Origin of the sequence: Pristimantibacillus sp. PTI5 (assembly GCF_048572955.1) — a bacterium.
Classification (GTDB): domain Bacteria; phylum Bacillota; class Bacilli; order Paenibacillales; family Paenibacillaceae; genus Pristimantibacillus.
On record NZ_CP183886.1, the window covers coordinates 4,098,673 to 4,118,061 of the forward strand.

Sequence of the window (19,389 nt, forward strand, 5' to 3'; positions counted from 1 at the left end):
TGCTCTTGAATGAGCAGTCCATTTATAATTTATTCATATGGCTGTTCCAAGTAATTCGGCCAGATGACCGAAAGGTGTATTCTTCTCATTCCCTGTCGAGTAAACGAGCGAGGTTGTATAGCGTAGCTCATCGGCTGCATTATTTTGCTCAAGTGAAAGTTGCGGAAGAATTTTTGTGAACAGTTTTGCTGTATTAAATGCATCATCCAAAGCATTGTGATGATTGCCGAAGAATGATATTTCCTTTTCTGCAAGTGCACGTTTTAAACCCCATCGTTGCCCATGGTCGCCGCCTTGTAAACGTGTGAACATAAGTTGTATGTCGTTGTAGTTCTGGATCCAATTGAGCCCAATGTTGTGTAAAGTACAGTGTCTTATAAATTGCTGTTTGTCGTCAGGTCCCCAGGAGCACATGTAATAAGGCTCGTCACCCAGCCAAACCTGGAAGTCTGAAACGACTTCTTGAAAGGCGGGAGCAGCATTAACCTGTTCTTGAGTAATACCGGTGAACTCCGTTGTTAGAGGTGTGATGGTCTTGTATGTATGAGGCCGTACATAAGTGTGAAATAAATCGACCATAGCGAGCTGACCGCCCTCATCGCTGAGCTTAATCGCACCGATCTCCAGTATATCTGCTAGGTACTGACGGTTTTTTAAGACCGTGAACTCCATGTCGTAGACGATGTAATTCATAATATTCTCTCCCCTCGGCAATTGCATTTATAGCTCTAGGATAGCAGATGGAAAAGACAATAGATTGTCATGGAACGTTTGTTCGAGAAAGTCGAATGTGGATTTGCTTGTAATAAAGGGAACTGAATTAATAATACAGTTATAATATACTCCTAATTTATTACATCGGAAGAATAAGGAGGGAATCGTGAAACTGTGTCGAATCTATATCTTTAGACCTAGTCCCTAATGACTGGAGGGGGTCTAATAAACTTTCTATATATTTACAAATATCAAACCGATAATATTTTGTGCATATTTGTGTACTTAATAATCGGTTTATAGTTGCGTCATGAATTTCTCAGAGTTAGAACATTTGTTTGCTGACGACATTATGTCAAAATTAGAATCTATAATTTGATTAAGATGTGATGATGGACTCGGGGGCGATTGCATGAAGAAGTATTTACTTTGTGACATTAATAAGCGATGTTCGGTTTGCGGTTCTTCACTTCAAATCGTACGAAAACAAGCTGCTTGGTACTATCAGGTTAAAAAAACTAAAATAGAACGGCAAACAAACTTCTTTCATTGCAGGTCTTGCCGATTAGACCACGTCATGAAGGGTGATCATATCGATGATTCTGGTTGGGAGCATCTTGAATTACCAATTTCCACTACTCATACTGTGACAAGTAATAGTAACCGTCGTTTTTCAGGTACAGGCTCACCAGTAAAAACATATATAGATCCCAAAATAAAAAAAGATAATGAACGCCAAAAACAATTAGAACTGAAGAAAAAACAAGGGGAAAATATTAATCAAGGTCAACTAGACCCCAAAAAATCCAAAGGTATATATAAGACGAGTCATGAGTATCGTAACTGTGGAAATTGTGATTTTTATGTTAAGGAAATGTGCCGAACTCACAGTCTAAAGACATTTGAAAATGAGGTTTGTAAACGATTTAAGCATTATCACAAACGTGAGGTGTTTGGAGGAAGCTTTTCACCGCGTTAGGGGTTTAATTGTATTATCTGTTTTGCGTTTAGGAGTGGAGGAATGACTGTGTTAGAGAATAGAGATGACAATCAGGAATTGGCTAAGAAAAAGCTAATTCAATTATATAAATTAAAGAACCACTCAAAGCTCATAATTCAACAATGACCATAGAGGAAGAAGAAGCAGAGTGGTCCATGGAGATTATCTCAATCATAAAATCATTGAGCGTGATCCCTCTTTCCCAGTTCGATCTACGAGATAGGTTGGGTGCTAGCTTAAAAATGGCTGGTTATCAGGCTCAAATAAACCGAGACTTCGGGAAGGCCAAGATTGATATTTTTGCTGAGAAGAACGACCAGTTAGCGTTCGAAGTCCGATATAAAACAGCTTTGTTAAAAGTATTTTTAACGGAAATCATACTGAACTGAAAAACCAAGCTGCACAAGATATATCCCGCTATGATTATCTGAAGGATCTTGAAAAACTCGAAACGATCATTACACAAAGACCAGGCACAAAAGGCTATGCCGTGCTCATCACGAATGACCGTAATTACTGGGAAAAGACGAAAAGAGTTACTTCCGTTGATGAAGATTTCCGTATACATCAAGACCGACTTATTCAGGGGCAACTAAGCTGGAAGAATGCCTCAGGCGGCACTACTCATAATCGAGAGGCAATGATTGTACTTAAAGGGCAATATCATTTAGATTTGCAGTCTTTCAAGATTCTTGGTACTGGGAAAAATGAAATTTTTAAGATGCTTGTGGTAGAAGTAATTAGTCGAGGAGAAAACATTCCATAAGTGAACAGATCACGAAACAGGCGATTGAGAGCATTACTAATCGCGATTATTTGTCAGGCAAAGAAACACGATATTATGTCCTTACGATAAACATTAAGAGCCGCATGTGTTTCGAATTATTAGAAATCCGAAAGGATCGTTAAAAAGCATCCTCGGGACTTTTTGTGCTCATGGACCCCCGAGACAACTTTTGCAAATCGAAAATACCATTGAAGAATGAAATTATCAAAATGCACAAAATGTTAAATTGGTGAAAACGCATGCTGATGGCTGAAAAGAGGCTTTTAGCAATGCATTTTTGTTTATTTTCGGTTCCATTAAAAACTTGTACTTAACATTTTGATTCTATTGTATAATTTAGTTAAACATTTCGGGTGGGAGGAGGGTTACCCCTGAGACCATCTCAAGGTGCAAACACCGTTCAACCAATCCGTAACCTGGAGAAGATCCGTCAGATAAAAGAACTGCTTATACATCGATCTTACCGGGATTATTTTTTGTTTTTTATGGGGATTAATTCGGGCCTTAGGGTCAGTGATATTTTGCCTCTGCGTGTGTGGGATGTGAAGTCGGCCACGCATCTTAAGGTACGAGAGAAGAAAACCGGGAAAACCCGCCGCATTTTGATGACGGATGCGCTAAAAAGCGAAATCCAAAAGTATTGCCGTACACTAGGGGATTCGGATTACTTATTCCCTTCACGGAATGGGGATAAGCCGATTAGCCGCGTACAAGCCTGGAATATTATTAATGCTGCTGCGCGGGAAGCCGGCATTCAGGAATCGATAGGAACACATAGCATGAGAAAGACTTTCGGGTATCACTTTTATCAAAAGTACAAGGATTTGGTTGTGCTTCAACAGATTTTTGGCCATTCATCCCAATCCGTAACAATGCGATATATTGGAATTACAGACGATATGATTGATCAGGCCATGCAGAACTTTTCTTTGTGATAATAAGTAGTATTTCGATAAACACGAGGTGCGTATTTATCATTATGTGACTGAAAAATGTGAGGTTGAGTTAAAGAACCGCCTTACGCCACCTACTTAAAATGAGGGCAATTACATATTGTATTGAGGGAAAAGGCAATGGCATCGATTAAGCGGTTGCGAGAAATAACCAGCAAATACAATAACAACGCTATGCAATACCACGCCAAAGCGATAAAAAATGGTATAAATAAAAAAGTGGAAGATATTATAATCCCCCCCAAATAAAGGAGCTTATAATGAAAACAATCAAATCAGCATGCCAATTACAACCCAAGTCCCTTGAAATAAATGTTGGTGATCAGATCGAGCAACTGGATCAGATCATTCATGATACCAACGGGCAGGATTACTTTAAGAAAACGTTTATAACAGATGGAATGAAGACTCTTCTTTCCAAAGGTATGGCACGTCTTGCCGGAAAGTCAAACGATACCGTGTTCCATCTTAAACAAGCCATGGGTGGTGGTAAAACGCACTTGATGGTCGGATTTGGACTCCTGGCAAAAGATTCGACCCTTCGGGAGACACAAATAGGCTCCATACCATATCAGTCAGATTTTGATTCGGCAAAGATAGCCGCTTTTAATGGACGTAACAATCCTCATACTTATTTCTGGGGAGAAATTGCTCGTCAGTTAGGCAAAGAGAGTCTCTTCAGAGAATATTGGGAATCCGGTGCAAAGGCTCCGGATGAACAGTCATGGGTAAATCTGTTCGATGGCGAAGAGCCCATTCTTATTCTTTTTGATGAGATGCCTCCATATTTCCATTATTACAGCACTCAGGTTTTAGGGCATGGAACGATTGCCGACGTGGTTACCAGAGCATTTTCCAATATGCTGACTGCAGCTCAAAAAAAGAAAAATGTCTGTATTGTCGTATCTGACCTGGAGGCTGCCTACGATACTGGCGGGAAGTTAATCCAACGCGCTCTTGATGATGCTACACAGGAGCTGGGGCGTGCGGAAGTTTCTATTACTCCGGTTAATCTGGAATCCAATGAAATCTATGAAATTCTTCGCAAACGTCTATTTCTTTCGTTACCGGATAACAGCGTGATAGCAGAAGTTGCCTCAGTTTATGCGTCAAGGCTGACAGAAGCAGCAAAGGCAAAAACGGTTGAAAGAAGCGCTGAGGCATTGGCAAACGATATTGAATCAACCTATCCCTTCCATCCAAGCTTCAAGAGTATTGTTGCCCTGTTTAAGGAAAATGAAAAGTTCAAACAAACGCGTGGTTTAATGGAATTGGTTTCGCGTCTTTTGAAATCCGTCTGGGAAAGCAGCGAAGACGTATATCTAATTGGTGCTCAGCATTTTGATCTTTCCATCCACGATGTTCGTGAGAAGCTGGCCGAAATCTCTGAAATGCGGGATGTGATTGCAAGAGACCTCTGGGATTCCACTGACAGCGCCCATGCGCAGATCATCGACATCAACAGCGGTAATCATTATGCAAAACAGGTTGGAACTCTTTTGCTCACAGCCAGCCTTTCAACTGCAGTCAATTCTGTAAAAGGGCTCACTCAAAGTGAAATGCTTGAATGCTTGATCGACCCTAACCACCAAGGAAGTGGTTTCCTAACCGCATTTAGTGAGCTTCAAAAATCCGCCTGGTATGTACACCAGACCCAGGAAGGACGTAACTATTTCAGTCATCAGGAAAATTTAACGAAAAAGCTTCAAGGGTATGCGGATAAAGCTCCGCAAAACAAAGTAGATGAACTGATACGCCATCGCCTTGAAGATATGTATAGACCGGTAACCAAAGAAGCATATGAAAAAGTGTTACCACTGCCTGAAATGGATGAAGCAGAGGCTGTTCTTAAAACAGGAAGGGCACTGTTGATAATCAGTCCAGATGGGAAGAACCCTCCAGGTGTTGTTTCTAATTTCTTCAAAGGTCTGGTTAATAAAAATAATGTGCTGGTTTTGACTGGTGATAAGTCATCTATTGCCAGCATCGAAAAAGCCGCCCGTCATGTCTATTCAGTAACGAAAGCGGATAATGAAATTCCCGGTTCACACCCGCAGCGAAAAGAGTTGGATGAGAAGAAAGCTCAATACGAACAGGATTTCCAAACCACTGTTCTTTCGGTTTTTGACAAACTTTTATTCCCGGGAAACAATCGGGGGGAAGATGTGCTTCGGCCGAAAGCACTCGATAGTACTTATCCGTCAAATGAATCCTACAATGGTGAACGGCAGGTTGTAAAAACGCTGACTTCTGATCCCATCAAATTGTATACCCAGATCAGCGAAAACTTTGATGCTCTTCGCGCAAGAACAGAATCGTTGCTTTTCGGCGCTCAGGATGAGGCACGCAAGACTGACTTGCTGGACAAAATGAAGCAGAATACTCACATGCCGTGGCTTCCAAGCCGTGGATTTGATCAGTTGGCTATTGAGGCATACCAGCGTGGTATTTGGGAAGACTTGGGGAATGGCTACATCACGAAGAAGCCGAAACCCAAAACAACAGAGGTCATTATTAGTGAAGACTCGTCCCCGGATGACTCAGGCACAGTACGTTTGAAAATTGATGTGGTGAATGCAGGCAACAGCCCTCGAATCTACTATGCAGAGGACAGTGATGTTTCCGAAAATAGCCCAGTATTAAGCGAAAATTCACTGGCAACCAAAGCACTGCGAGTTCAGTTTCTTGCCGTCGATCCTACTGGAAAGAACTTAACTGGTTCGCCCAAAACATGGACTAATCGTCTGACACTTCGCAATCGATTTGACGAAGTTTCGAGAACAGTAGAATTATTTGTCTCACCGAAAGGTGCAATTAAGTACACCTTGGATGGATCAGAAGCCCGAAACGGGGTTGATTATACAGGTCCTATTCAGTTTGGAGATGAAGAAACGACGATTTATGTTTTTGCAGAGTGTGATGGCCTTGAGGAGAAACGGAACTTTACCTTTTATAGGTCCGGCTCCAAGGAAGTTCCTATTATTAAAGAAGTCCCTGCGATTTTGTATAGCCAATCACCAAAACGATTGGATAGTTCCTCAAAAACGTATGAGGGACTGAAGATGGCGAAGGATAAAGGAATCGAATTTGAACAGGTGATGCTGATGGTGGGCTCTGCACCAAAGGTGATCAATCTTTCCTTTGGCCAAATTAAGATCAGTGCAGAGTTTGTTGAAAGGGAGTTGGCTCATCTTCAAACGCTCCTGAGCCCAGATGCACCAGTGATTATGACTTTTAAAAAGGCCTATACGCCAACCGGTTACGATTTAGAGCAATTTGCGAAGCAGCTAGGAATTGAGATAGGCAATGGAGAGGTAGAACAAAAATGAGTGGAACTACAGATTTTGGAGCACCGACAGAATTTGGTATGCACCATTTTTATGCAGATATTCCCGCAGCTCCACGGGATGCTATCTGTATTTATGAAGATTTTGGCTTCGTTGGCGATGAAGCCCGTCGTGAAACGGTTGAATGCAGACTGGTTCTTGCTCGTGAGCTTTGGAACAAGATTAGGGATGACGCTAGACGAGACTTTAATGCACGCCTAAAAAACAAAAAGCAAAGTACTGGCAGCTGGACAATCGGAAAAGTCAAGTTGGACCGCTTTCTGGGAAGAGAGTTGTGTGTCCTTGGCTGGGCAGCGGAGCATGCCTCACCTGAGGAGTGTCTTGTGATATGCCAAAAGTGGTTGGCGTTGCGTCCTGAGGAACGCTGGTGGCTCTACAGCAAAACCGCTTCGGAGGCAGGACATGACAATCAGTCTGGGCGAGGCTGGCGCAAAGCCCTTTATTGTGCCTTGTCTGATGGTTCAAATATTAAGCTAGAACCCAAAAAGAAGCCAAAGACAAAAGAAAAGCCAGAACAACAAGAGACCCTGACTCTTTTTGATTTCATAGAAAAGGGAGATATCTAATGGCACTAGCACCATTTGAATGGAAAGACAAACCGGCACTTATTGAACATCTGTTTCCGGTCCAGAAAATATCCGCTGAAAGCTATAAAGAGCAGATGGCGGGTTCAGGTAAAACACTTACCGCACTTGGAAGCTATTGGAAAGGTCGAAAACCACTCATTCTCAATAAGGCATGTATTCTTGGGTCATTACTTCCAGCTACAGGGGACCACCTCAAAGATTTGGAAGTCTTTGAGATGCTGATGGGCATGGATGCGGAGACGATGGAGAAGCGCCTCGAGGCAACGCTTCCTGTTTCCAAACGCGATTCCGTGGCGGAATTATTGGTGTTGCCCTACTCCGAACAGGTAAGAAAGGCAAAACGCCCTGAAGAACTGGACGACCAAATTTACGCGCATATTTGGTACTACGTGAATCAACATCTGGGCACATCTGCTAAATCATTTCCTGAACTGGTGGAGCAAATGGGGATTGCTCGGTTCGGACGACGTCCGAAGGTAGCCGATGTATTCTCTGGTTCTGGTCAAATACCTTTTGAAGCAGCTCGCTTAGGATGTGATGTCTATGCTTCCGATCTCAACCCTATTGCCTGTTTACTCACCTGGGGAGCCTTCAATATCGTGGGTGCTAGTAAGGATAAGCGGGTCGAAATTGATAACGCTCAAAAAAAACTCGCTGAGAAGGTACAACAGGAAATCGATGCACTGGGCGTGGAAACCGACGGCAAGGGCTGGCGGGCTAAAGTCTATCTTTACTGCGTGGAAGTGGTCTGCCCAGAATCGGGCTGGAAGGTGCCATTGTTACCAACGCTTATCATTAGCAAAGGCTACAGGGTAATTGCCGAGCTCATACCTATTCCAACTGAAAAACGCTATGACATCTCGATTCGCTCTGTGAAGACTGATGCAGAGATGGAGGCCGCCAAATACGGCACCATTCAGGATGGAGATGTCGTTCATTCTCCTGATGGCATGAATCGCTATCGAGTCAGTATCAAAAACATTCGAGGCGATTACAAAGAGGGCAAAGAAAATAAGAACCGTCTGCGGTTATGGGAAAAATCAGATTTTATTCCGCGTCCTAATGATATTTTTCAGGAACGTCTATACTGCGTCCAATGGATGAAAAAGAAACAAAAAGGCACTCAGTACGACTATGAGTTTCGTTCGGTCACAGATGATGATCTGGATCGAGAGAATAAAGTAATCGACTATGTTAGAAGTAATCTCAAAGATTGGCAAGAAAAGGGCTACATACCCGATATGGTAATAGAAGCTGGAGAGAAGACCGACGAGCCTATTAGAACTCGTGGCTGGACTCATTGGCACCATTTGTTTAATCCAAGGCAATTGCTCACAAACTATTTTATTAAGAAAAATATCAAAATATCTGAAAGCTCCATTATTTTAACTAGAATTCTCAATCTTAATGCTAAATTATGTGTTTGGCATAGATCAGATGGCGGCGGTGGGAGTACCCAGCAGGTTTTTCTTAATCAAGCATTAAATACCATGTATGATTATGGGCTGAGGGCTACTGAATATTTAAAACCTGTTTTTTCAATTAGGTCTCCAGAGTTCCCGTTTACAGATAATACAGTTACTGTTAATACCCACCCCGCCCAAGACCTTGATGTAGAAAACGACATCTACATCACAGACCCACCTTACGGTGATGCGGTAAAATATGAAGAGATCACCGAATTCTTTATTGCATGGTTGCGAAAGAATCCTCCTAAGGAATTTGCACACTGGAATTGGGACAGCCGTCGTTCGTTAGCTATTAAAGGTGAGGATGAGGGATTCCGCCAAGGCATGGTGGCGGCTTACCGTAAGATGGCTCAAAAAATGCCGGACAATGGCATTCAGGTTTTAATGTTTACCCATCAAAGTGGTGCTATTTGGGCAGACATGGCCAACATCATCTGGGCCAGTGGTTTGCAAGTGACGGCGGCTTGGTACGTGGTAACGGAAACAGATTCTGCATTGCGTCAGGGAGCAAATGTTAAGGGAACTATTATACTGATTCTTCGCAAACGCCATGAAGAGCTGGAGACCTTCCGCGATGATCTGGGCTGGGAGATTGAAGACGCGGTTAAGGAACAGGTGGAGTCGTTGATTGGATTGGATACAAAGGTGCGGGCTCAAGGTTCAGAAGGGCTATATACAGATGCAGACTTGCAGATGGCCGGATATGCTGCTGCTCTGAAAGTTCTGACAGCTTATTCCCGCATTGACGGCAAGGACATGGTCACCGAAGCAGAAGCCCCTCGCCAAAAAGGCAAAAAAACCTTCGTTGGTGAACTGATCGAATTTGCAGTCCAGACAGCCGTCCAGTTCCTTGTCCCGGTTGGATTCGAAAAAGGGGAATGGCAGAAACTGCAAGCTGTGGAGCGTTTCTATCTTAAAATGACGGAAATGGAGCATCAGGGTGCCGCAACTCTAGATAACTATCAGAACTTCGCCAAAGCTTTCAAAGTCCATCACTTTGACCAGTTGATGAGTGATAGCTCTAAAGCCAATTCTGCTCGTTTGAAGTTATCGACCGAGTTCAAAAGCACGATGATGGCCGGAGATGCTGAAATTGTAGGGACTCCGCTGCGGGCTCTACTCTACGCTCTCTTTGAATTATCCAAAGAGGTGGAAGTGGATGATGTGTTGCTGCACCTTATGGAAAACTGTCCCAATTATCTGCCCAACAAAACTTTGCTCTTCAAAATGGCAGACTATCTGGCAGAAAAACGGGAAGGCATTAAAGGCACGAAAACCCTTAATCCCGACTTAGAAGCAAGCTACGCGCGCATACTCGCGGAAGCTATAAGAAACCAGAGGCTATAAAATATGACGTTAAAGCGCTTTTCATCTCGAACGGGAAGATTGGATACAGAGTTTTTGGCTGAAACTCTTAAAGGAGCATCTAAGTATTACCGTATTGCTGGCTATTTTAGAAGTTCTATCTTCGAGCTGGTTGGCGAGGAGATCGCTCAAATTCCAGAAGTTAAGATTATCTGCAATTCCGAATTGGACCTTGCTGATTTTCAGGTGGCAACAAGGCGTAATACTGCCCTTAAAGAGCATTGGAACGAAGTGGATGTAGAAGCTGAGGCGCTCTTGAAAAAGGAGCGCTATCAGATCCTCGATCAGCTATTGCATTCTGGTAATGTGGAAATCAGGGTTGTGCCGCGGGAGCGCCTGTTTCTGCATGGAAAAGCCGGATCTATGAACTATCCGGATGGTACTCGTAAGTCGTTTATTGGTTCTGTTAATGAGACTAAAAGTGCCTTTGCCCATAACTATGAACTGGTATGGCAGGACGACGATGAGGAAAGCGCTGACTGGGTAGAGAAGGAGTTCTGGGCCTTGTGGAACGACGGTGTTCCTCTGCCGGAAGCCATTTTGGCAGAAATCAATCGTGTGGCTAATCGTCGAGAGGTAACGGTAGAAGTATTGAAGCCCGATGAGGTCCCGGCTGCAGCAATGGCCGAAGCTCCGATATATCGGGGTGGAGAACAATTGCAGCCATGGCAGCGCTCCTTTGTAACCATGTTTTTGGAGCATCGGGAAACTTACGGTAAAGCTCGCTTACTTCTAGCTGACGAGGTCGGGGTTGGTAAAACACTCTCCATGGCAACCAGTGCTCTGGTGAGCGCTCTTCTTGAAGATGGCCCGGTTCTCATTTTTGCTCCGTCCACGTTAACGATTCAATGGCAAATTGAGATGATGGATAAGCTGGGGGTTCCGGCGGCTGTCTGGTCTTCTCAAAAAAAGGTGTGGCTTGGTGTAGAAGGGCAGATTTTATCTCCCCGCGGAGATGCATCGTCTATAAAAAAATGTCCTTATAGAATCGCTATCATTTCGACTGGGTTGATCATGCACCAGCGGGAGAAGTCTGAGTTCGTCAAAGAAGCAGGAATGCTCCTTAAGAATCGATTCGGAACAGTCATTCTGGATGAAGCACACAAAGCACGAGCAAAAGGTGGACTTGGTGATAAAGCAGCTGAACCCAATAATCTTCTTGCTTTCATGCATCAAATCGGAAAGCGTACCAGGCACTTGATACTTGGAACTGCGACCCCCATCCAGACAGACGTTCGGGAACTATGGGACCTTTTGGGGATTTTGAATAGCGGAGCAGAGTTTGTTCTTGGTGATTCATTATCCCCTTGGCGAGACTATGAACAAGCGATCCCATTAGTAACTGGGAAAAATCAGGTCACTTCCGAGCGTGAGGCTTGGCAGTGGTTAAGCAACCCATTGCCCCCATCTAATGAACATCATATAGTCCAGCAGATTCGTGATCATTTGGCGATTGATTCCCAGTCTTTCTTATGCGCTCATCGGTTTGAAGACCTGGACTATATGATTCAGAACATGTGGCTTTCTGAGTGTTTGGACCCCGGATTTTTTAAAGATAATAACCCTGTATTACGTCATACCGTTTTAAGAAAGCGAAAACAGCTTGAAGACGATGGACTATTAGAAAAAGTCGGTGTTAATACGCATCCGATAACCAGAAATCTGGTACAATATCAGTCTCGCTTTGTCGGATTGGGGATTCCAACAAACACACCCTTTCAGGTAGCGTACGAAAAAGCCGAAGAGTTTTGCAAGCTTCTTCATTCCAGAACAAAAGCCGGCGGTTTTATGAAATCTCTGATGCTGCAGCGTATTTGTTCGAGCTTTGCGTCTGGTTTAAAAACCGCACAGAAAATGCTTAAGCATTCTATTTCAAATGAGGATGAGGAGCGTATTGAAGAGGTAGAACACATCCTTACTGAAATGACGCCCGCAGAAGTTGCCTGTCTCAAAGCAATAGAGACACAGCTATCACGTGCTGAAGCCGTAGATTCTAAACTCAATACAGTGAAGTGGTTCTTAACTGAATTTAGGACGGACGGAAAAACATGGCTTGAACATGGCTGTATTATTTTCAGCCAGTACTTCGATACGGCGGAATGGATTGCCAAAGAGCTTGCCAAGTCTTTCAATGGTGAAGTTGTGGCCGTATATGCGGGTGTAGGAAAGAGCGGACTTTTTCGAGGAGAGCAGTTTAACAATGTAGAACGTGAAGTCATTAAGGCTGCTGTTAGAACACGTGAAATTCGGTTGGTGGTAGCAACAGATGCAGCCTGTGAGGGGTTGAACCTTCAAACATTAGGCACCTTGATAAACATTGATCTTCCTTGGAATCCGTCTCGGCTTGAACAGCGATTGGGTAGAATCAAACGGTTTGGTCAGGCCCGTAAGTTTGTCGACATGCTTAATCTTGTTTACAGCGAAACACAGGATGAGAAGGTTTACAACGTCTTATCAGAACGCCTGCGTGACACCTATGATATATTCGGCAGTCTCCCTGACACAATCGATGATGCATGGATTAAAGACGAAGAAGAGCTTAAAGGCCGAATGAACGAATATATGCACGAAAGGAAAAAGGCTCAGGATGCTTTTTCTGTAAAATATCGTGGAACCTTAGATCCTGAGGCACATTTATGGGAACGATGTGCTTCTGTTTTATCCCGTCGTGACATTGTAAACAAGCTCAGTGAGCCTTGGTAATAAGGCTCACATTCGCAAGAAACGTCAAAAAGAAATACGGGAAAGGCCGATTCTATAGGCCCTTCCCGTATTTTTTTTTGCTCGGTTCTTATCCCAAAGAATACACCAGCTAAGCTGCGGTGAAGAGATAGGATTTTTTGCTAATAGGAGTTCCACCAACAAAACGCGGGTTTCGTACGCTAAGGAATGCAGCACAAAGGCAATTGTGTTGTGTAATTCTCGCTTTAACAACCGTTTCAATGACTTAACGCAGCCAATTATGAGCGGATCACAATGCAACACTATTGTTAGCGTACATTTTTCGCGTTTTGCTGTCCCTACCCCAATACGAGGCTGCCGACATCGATCGGCAGCATAGCCCCATCTGACCATTGACGTAAACAAACTGGCAGATAATTATCATTTTATTACATATGTATGTGGGTGGTGTCAGCTACGCTGGTATTACCACTTCTTAAAAGAAAATAATTGATAGCGGTAATGAACGCGGAAGAACAGGTCGGACTGCCAGTTCCATCCGATAATCTTTCGGAGACCGTAATCCTGTTCAACGACTTTTGGAACTTCACCTGTCGCAATACCGGTAGCAGGATCAAACTGATGCCCGACTGCCTCGAGTACCTGAGAGTTAATTGCCAGGCTGTTCGAGCTAGGGATATCGACAAGAACAGTAATCTGGGCTTGACCTGCAAGACGGAACGATGGCATTGGGGCCAGCAATGTCAATTCGAAATTCGACGGATTGCCTTCCATAGGATGAAGAGCCAGTTCATATTCGAATGTCAAAACTTGAGTGCCAGCCTTGAAGAGAACCGTTGAAAGCATAGTTACCGACTCAGTGGTCGTCTTTTTTTGTCTTCATTTCAAGGTATATCCGCAGTTTGTGTCGAAATAACAAGAAAAGAAGTTTTTTCCATAAGAACATACATTCCATGACAGTCTATTGCCCAATTACTATGGTTTAATAAAGCCAATAGATGCTCGTGTAAGAGGGGGAGTTAGCATGGCATTTCTTAAATGCTCCGAATGCTCAAATATGCTTAAAGCCGTACAAATTACTCATAAGATCAGTCAAGTGGGGGAGCAGAGAAATCTGGAGTATACGCCAACAGGAATTAAATGTTCAGAATGGACGCAGGTGAATGAACCTTATATCGGACATTCCGAAGGGGTTTACTGCCCCTCTTGCCATACAATTGTCCCGTTGGAGAAGGATGAGATTCCTTTGTGCGAGGATTCTCGGATTCCCGGTGTAATTAGCAGTGAATTCTCATCTCATGCAGTATTAGAGAAGCTGAAAACATTGGCAGTCGAAGAAGAAGCTGACGTTTATGTATATACGATACCTGCCAAAGATCCTATATTCGCTGACATTTCAGAGTCCACTCCGATACCAATCAAAGAAGCTTTGCAGAGTATGGGAATCAAGCAGCTGTATATCCATCAAGCGCAAGCGGTGGAAGCGGTTCAATCCGGGGCCAATATTGTATTGGTTACTTCCACGTCATCCGGAAAGACGTTATCGTATAACTTGCCAATTCTAAGCCACCTCTATCGTTATCCCGATGATCGGGCACTCTACCTATTCCCGACGAAAGCATTAGCCAATGATCAATTGGATCAAATTAAAAGATTTGGCGCTGAAAAGTCTTCCGACCAGTCCTCCTTGGATGACTGGTTTGAGACGTACCTGGACTTAGGAGAGCGATCCATTCATGTAGGTCGATTGGACGGAGATACAGAGAATGGTCCGCGTCAGCGTATTATGGCGAGTGCGCAAATATGGATGTCTAATCCAGATATGATCCACTACTCCATTCTTGGTCAGGTGCAGAAGCAGAAATACGCTTCCGGGCAGCATATTCGGAATTATTTTCGAAACCTCAAATTCGTTGTGCTCGATGAAATGCATTTGTATCGCGGCACTTTTGGCAGTCATGTTGCGCTCGTACTTCGGCGGTTGCTTAAAGTATGCCGTGAGCTTGGAAATAACCGCAATATTCAAATCATTACGAGCTCGGCTACGATTGATAATCCGGTTAGACTTGCCATGGAGCTTACTGGCCTTGACGGTTTTAGTCTAATTGACACGGATGGGTCTGCCCATCAGCAGAAAGAAATAATACTTTGGAATCCAGGAATAGCAGCGGGTGAACAGATTCGCCGAGCACCGTCTACAGATGCGATTACGATAGCAAAGCAGGTCATGACCATTGATCAGAAGGTAATTAAAAGCATTATTTTCCAGCCTTCCCGAAGCCAAACGATGGTTCTTACTAAATATATTAAAGATGTGCTTAGGCAGCCTCTTCGTTTAGCCAAGGAAAAAGTAGAAGGGGAAAAGCTGGCGGCTTTTTACACTGGAATATTACCTAATGAGACTCGTAAAAGGATTGTTGAACGACTAAAATCCCACGATATCCATGTCATTATTACAACGAATGCCTTGGAAGTGGGAATTGATATTGGGGATTTAAGTCTAGCTGTACTAGTGGGTTATCCTGGTTCAAAAGCGGCTTTCTCACAACAGATAGGGCGTGTCGGTCGCAAAGGTGAAGGTGTTGCCATTATGATCTGGCAGGATGATCCGCTTCAACAATACTACATGCGTAACCCGCTTGAATTTATTAATAAGGCGCCAGAAGTCGTAAGGATCAATCCGACCAATTACAAGCTGCTGACCCTTCATCTTCCATTATTGAAAGAGGAGCTTGGCCGGGATGTAACAGAGATGGATCTGCAGAGTATGTTTCCTGATTTGCATGAAGATTTTATCCGATCCGTATTACAAGTATCGGCGGCAACCGATGAAGACGAGAAAGATGTTTTAGATAAGAAGTTTAGCCTTCGTTCGATTTCTGGTCAGAACTACAGTGTATCCATTCGTGGGCAGAATCAAACGGTTGTTGACGGGCTCGATGAATGGAGTGCTTTTCGAGATTTTCACGAAGGAGCTATCTATTGGACTCCCGGCGATCGTGCCTATAAAGTTGATTCGATTAACCGTAAGAAGGGAGAAATCATTCTTTTACCTATTCAAGAGTTAACGTATCACACCCAATCTACCTCTAAAGATGTCATCGATATTTTACAGAACAATCAAGAGCAGGAACTTGACGGTATAAGTATGACTTATGGTGAGCTGGAGATTAAACGGAATGTGTTCGGCTACAAGAAGATTTACTTTGGACAAAAGCATGATTCGGAGCAGGTACAACTGGAACGGCCTTATGTGACTAAATTTGCACCGGAAGGGACCTGGTTGACCATTTCTGATTCAGGATGGGGGCATTTGAAAGAAAATGCGGAGGAATGGGCTAACGAGTCCAGATCCGTTGAGCTATTGACTGAAGCGTCTCTCCATGCTGCCCAGCATGCAATGACCTCAGTTATTCCGGATATGATTATATGTGACTCCAATGATTTTACAGGCTTTTCTGCAAGTGGGATGACGGCATTTGCTAGCCGGCCAGTCATTGGTTTTTATGGAGAGAATGGTTCTGGACTTGGAACAATTGAAGCGATCTACGAGAATATTCCGAAGGTGATGCGCAAAGCGCTTGAGCTCATTGAGAGTTGTCCGTGTAGCGAGGGATGCCCAAGCTGTGTTCAGCTTCCGGGTAAAGGCAATGTTGAATTATTCAAGCCGGGAGCCAAAGTGCTGCTGAAGACGCTTATTGAAGGGAACGAATAAAAAACATGCCCATAATCTGTTCATCTTGTGCAGGCGAAAGACCATACGGCGATTTCATTCAAGTAAGCTTTAAAGCGGACCCACAAGGCTATTACCGGGAAGTCCATCAACGAGCGAATGGAGTTCGCATGTCCGAATGGCGCTCATTTGAGGCTGAAGTCGAACGATTCAATAACCATGCCGCCGGCGTATATTGCATTTATGACGGAAGCTCTGTAATGGATGGAATGCTGATGGCTGAAGAAGTAGAGCTACTAGTGGATAATAGGCTTCCCGTTCAACAGGCCTTCCAAAGTGAAGAGTTAGTAGAGGAGTTATTAGAGCTAAGCAAACGCATTCGAAGTGAAGTGCACGTGCATGAAATTGAAGCCAAGCAAGGAGCTTTCGATGAAAATATCGCTATGGCTGGTTGGATGAATCGAAAGCTGCAATCTATGGGTATTGAAAAGCTTTATGCACATCAAGGCGAGGCTATCCAAGCGATTCGGCAAGGACAGAACGTAGTTATCTCTACTAAAACGGCATCAGGAAAATCACTAGCTTATAACATACCTATCGTGGAAAAGCTGGTTTCTGATTCCGATGCTTGCGCACTTTATTTATCACCGTTCAAGGCGTTAGTTATGGACCAGTTCGCAAATTTAAGAAAATGGGCTGACTCTGATGAAGATGGCGGAAGTAGTCTTAATATGGATGGTTATTCCAAACTTTTAGTAAATGGAAAAGAAGTAGCTGCTGGTATTCTTCAAGGACAAAGAAATGTCCCGGAGCATATGAGAAAGGACCAAGCCTCCAGTTTGGTCTTTTCTCAAGGCCGTTATTGGATGACTAATGTACATTATCTGCATTTGATTCTTCAAAGCGCAAGCACCGGGCAGGGCAAAGGACCGCAGTTGTTGCGTTTTCTCAAGAATCTTCGCTATATCGTCATTGACGAGCTGCATCAATATTCGGGCTTATTGGGCTCAAAAGTATCGTTGGTCATTCGCAGGCTGAGAATGCTATGTGAGAGATTAGGGAATAAACAAGTCCAATTCATTGCATGCTCCGCTACAATTGCCAATCCTAAGTACTTGGCAGAGGAGTTAACAGGCAAGCGGGGAATTCAAGGGTTTCATGAGGTGATGGGAAGTCGAGCTCCCGTAGAAAACAAGGACATTCTTCTATGGAACCCTGGTCATGCTGATATGGAGCAGAAGAAAAGAGCGGTCATATCTGATCTTTATGAAATTCTTCGCACCGTGTACACCAATGGGCGATGGCCCAGAAGTATTATTTTCTCAAGCAATCGTCAACAAGCACAACTTCTTAGCTGTGAGCTAAATATGATTATTCGGACACATCTGCATGAACACGGGCAGGTCGAGTCTGATGACCGTCAGGAATTATTTCTTCCCTATCATTCCTATTTGCCGCAGGAAACCAAAGAACGGACGATCCGGAAACTGGAGCAAGGCGAGATTTTGGGAATTGTCACAACCAACGCGCTGGAGGTGGGGATTGATGTCAAATGTCTGGATTTATGCATCTTGCTCGGCTACCCCGGATCTCAAGCCTCGTTCTGGCAGCAGGCAGGTCGCGTAGGCCGAAACAGGGCTGGTGTGGTAATCATGATGATGCAGGAGGAGCCGCTGCAGCAATATTTTGCCCGGAATCCGGGAGAGTTCTTCCAGCAGTCTCCAGAATCCGCAACCATTAATATAAGTAATCCGCGGCTGTTGAAAGAACATCTCGTATATGCAGCGAATGAGCAAGGCGGTACGATCAACAGTGCCGTTAATTATGTTCGTTCCTCTGCTCTTCGTAAGGTGGTCGCTGAGGTTGAAGACCAATGGCAGCATGTAGATGGAAAGCTAATGTATCAAGGAGAAACGCCAAGGTACCAAGCGTTGTTTACAATGGGTGAAACGTATACGGTTGTGGTCAAAAATGGTTGGAATGAGGAGATATTGTTTCAGCATGTTGATGCACGTTCTTTAATTAGAGATTATCATGTGGATGCCGTATTTCTTGGATCGGATAACCGTACCTTTTACAAAGTAAAGTGGGTCAATAGCAGGCAGCGGAAAGTGGCTGCAGAACCCGTCCGAGCGGATTACCATACTCGAGGTATTGTACGCGATAGCATAGAAGTTAATAATCTAACCCAGTCTGTATTGGATATGGATCAGATGAAAGCAAACATTGGCAATATCATTGTAAAAAGAAGCACGTTCGGTTACAAAAAAGTTTATTTACACAATTCAAAACCTCCTGAAACTGTACAGTTAACGAATACGTATCCCGTATCCTTTCAAACGGAGGCCTTTTGGCTGATGTGGGACGAACAAGGGAAAAGCCAGATCAAAGGTCTTCTAATGGAGCTGCAGGCACAGAGTGGTCTTACATTCGAGGAGCTATTCGAGGGAAGTATACACGCGGTAGAGCATGCTTTGTCAGCAGTGATCCCATCAGTCGTAAAATGCAGCAATGCGGATTTCCAGCATATCTCCTTTTACTCCGGTTCAGCATTGTTCGGAATGCCAGGTCTGTTTTTCTATGATAGCCAAGCCGGAGGAGGATCCGGAATTGTAGAGGTTGTTGCGGAGAAGTTCGGAATCCTGCTCGCAAAAGCAAAGCAAATCATGAGCAGCTGTGTTTGTTCGGATGGTTGTCCGTCCTGCATTCAGTTGTTTCAGTGCGAAAGGCAAAATGAACCGCTTCATAAGGAGGGCGGTTTGATCGTGTTGGAGTATTTGATGGATAGTTGGAAGAATTAATTTTAGGAGGC

General features: G+C 43.8%; 11 protein-coding genes. 9 read left to right on the forward strand and 2 right to left on the reverse strand.

Annotation, left to right across the window (positions count from 1 at the left end; genetic code table 11):
- Positions 1-33: 33 nt before the first annotated feature.
- Positions 34-693 carry an exonuclease domain-containing protein gene (locus ACN6MW_RS18375; RefSeq protein WP_419871504.1) on the reverse strand — a complete coding sequence of 220 codons (660 nt, stop codon included), beginning with the start codon at positions 691-693 and terminating at the stop codon, positions 34-36.
- A gap of 433 nt (positions 694-1,126) precedes the next feature.
- On the opposite strand from ACN6MW_RS18375, the gene ACN6MW_RS18380 reads away from it, so the two are divergent.
- From ACN6MW_RS18380 to ACN6MW_RS18410, 7 genes are all read left to right on the forward strand, one after another.
- Entirely contained in the window at positions 1,127-1,693 is a 567-nt protein-coding gene (locus ACN6MW_RS18380; RefSeq protein WP_419871505.1) for a hypothetical protein, read from the forward strand.
- 511 nt (positions 1,694-2,204) lie between these two features.
- Positions 2,205-2,480: a hypothetical protein gene (locus tag ACN6MW_RS18385; protein WP_419871506.1), complete on the forward strand. Its 276-nt coding sequence runs from the start codon at positions 2,205-2,207 to the stop codon at positions 2,478-2,480.
- A gap of 506 nt (positions 2,481-2,986) precedes the next feature.
- On the forward strand, positions 2,987-3,436 hold the full coding sequence (locus ACN6MW_RS18390; protein ID WP_419871507.1) for a tyrosine-type recombinase/integrase: 450 nt from the start codon (positions 2,987-2,989) through the stop codon (positions 3,434-3,436).
- Between the two features lie 278 nt (positions 3,437-3,714).
- Positions 3,715-6,783, forward strand: coding sequence for an anti-phage-associated DUF499 domain-containing protein (locus ACN6MW_RS18395; RefSeq protein WP_419871508.1), 3,069 nt, complete (start codon positions 3,715-3,717; stop codon positions 6,781-6,783).
- A complete protein-coding gene (locus tag ACN6MW_RS18400; RefSeq protein WP_419871509.1) occupies positions 6,780-7,367 on the forward strand; it encodes an anti-phage-associated DUF3780 domain-containing protein in 588 nt (195 codons plus the stop codon). Before ACN6MW_RS18395 ends, ACN6MW_RS18400 begins: the two co-directional genes overlap by 4 nt.
- Positions 7,367-10,204, forward strand: coding sequence for an anti-phage-associated DUF1156 domain-containing protein (locus tag ACN6MW_RS18405; RefSeq protein ID WP_419871510.1), 2,838 nt, complete (start codon positions 7,367-7,369; stop codon positions 10,202-10,204). Before ACN6MW_RS18400 ends, ACN6MW_RS18405 begins: the two co-directional genes overlap by 1 nt.
- A 3-nt stretch (positions 10,205-10,207) precedes the next feature.
- The gene (locus ACN6MW_RS18410; RefSeq protein ID WP_419871511.1) at positions 10,208-12,925 is read left to right on the forward strand and encodes a phospholipase D-like domain-containing anti-phage protein; all 2,718 of its coding nucleotides are present in this window, start codon (positions 10,208-10,210) and stop codon (positions 12,923-12,925) included.
- A gap of 444 nt (positions 12,926-13,369) precedes the next feature.
- Here ACN6MW_RS18410 and ACN6MW_RS18415 read toward each other — a convergent pair whose 3' ends face one another.
- Entirely contained in the window at positions 13,370-13,711 is a 342-nt protein-coding gene (locus ACN6MW_RS18415; RefSeq protein WP_419871512.1) for a hypothetical protein, read from the reverse strand.
- Positions 13,712-13,868: 157 nt separating this feature from the next.
- On the opposite strand from ACN6MW_RS18415, the gene ACN6MW_RS18420 reads away from it, so the two are divergent.
- Together ACN6MW_RS18420 and ACN6MW_RS18425 are read left to right on the forward strand one after the other, a co-directional pair.
- On the forward strand, positions 13,869-16,619 hold the full coding sequence (locus ACN6MW_RS18420) for a DEAD/DEAH box helicase (protein ID WP_419871513.1): 2,751 nt from the start codon (positions 13,869-13,871) through the stop codon (positions 16,617-16,619).
- A gap of 218 nt (positions 16,620-16,837) precedes the next feature.
- Positions 16,838-19,378 (forward strand): DEAD/DEAH box helicase, encoded by a 2,541-nt coding sequence (locus tag ACN6MW_RS18425; protein ID WP_419871514.1) that lies wholly within the window; start codon positions 16,838-16,840, stop codon positions 19,376-19,378.
- Positions 19,379-19,389: the final 11 nt, after the last annotated feature.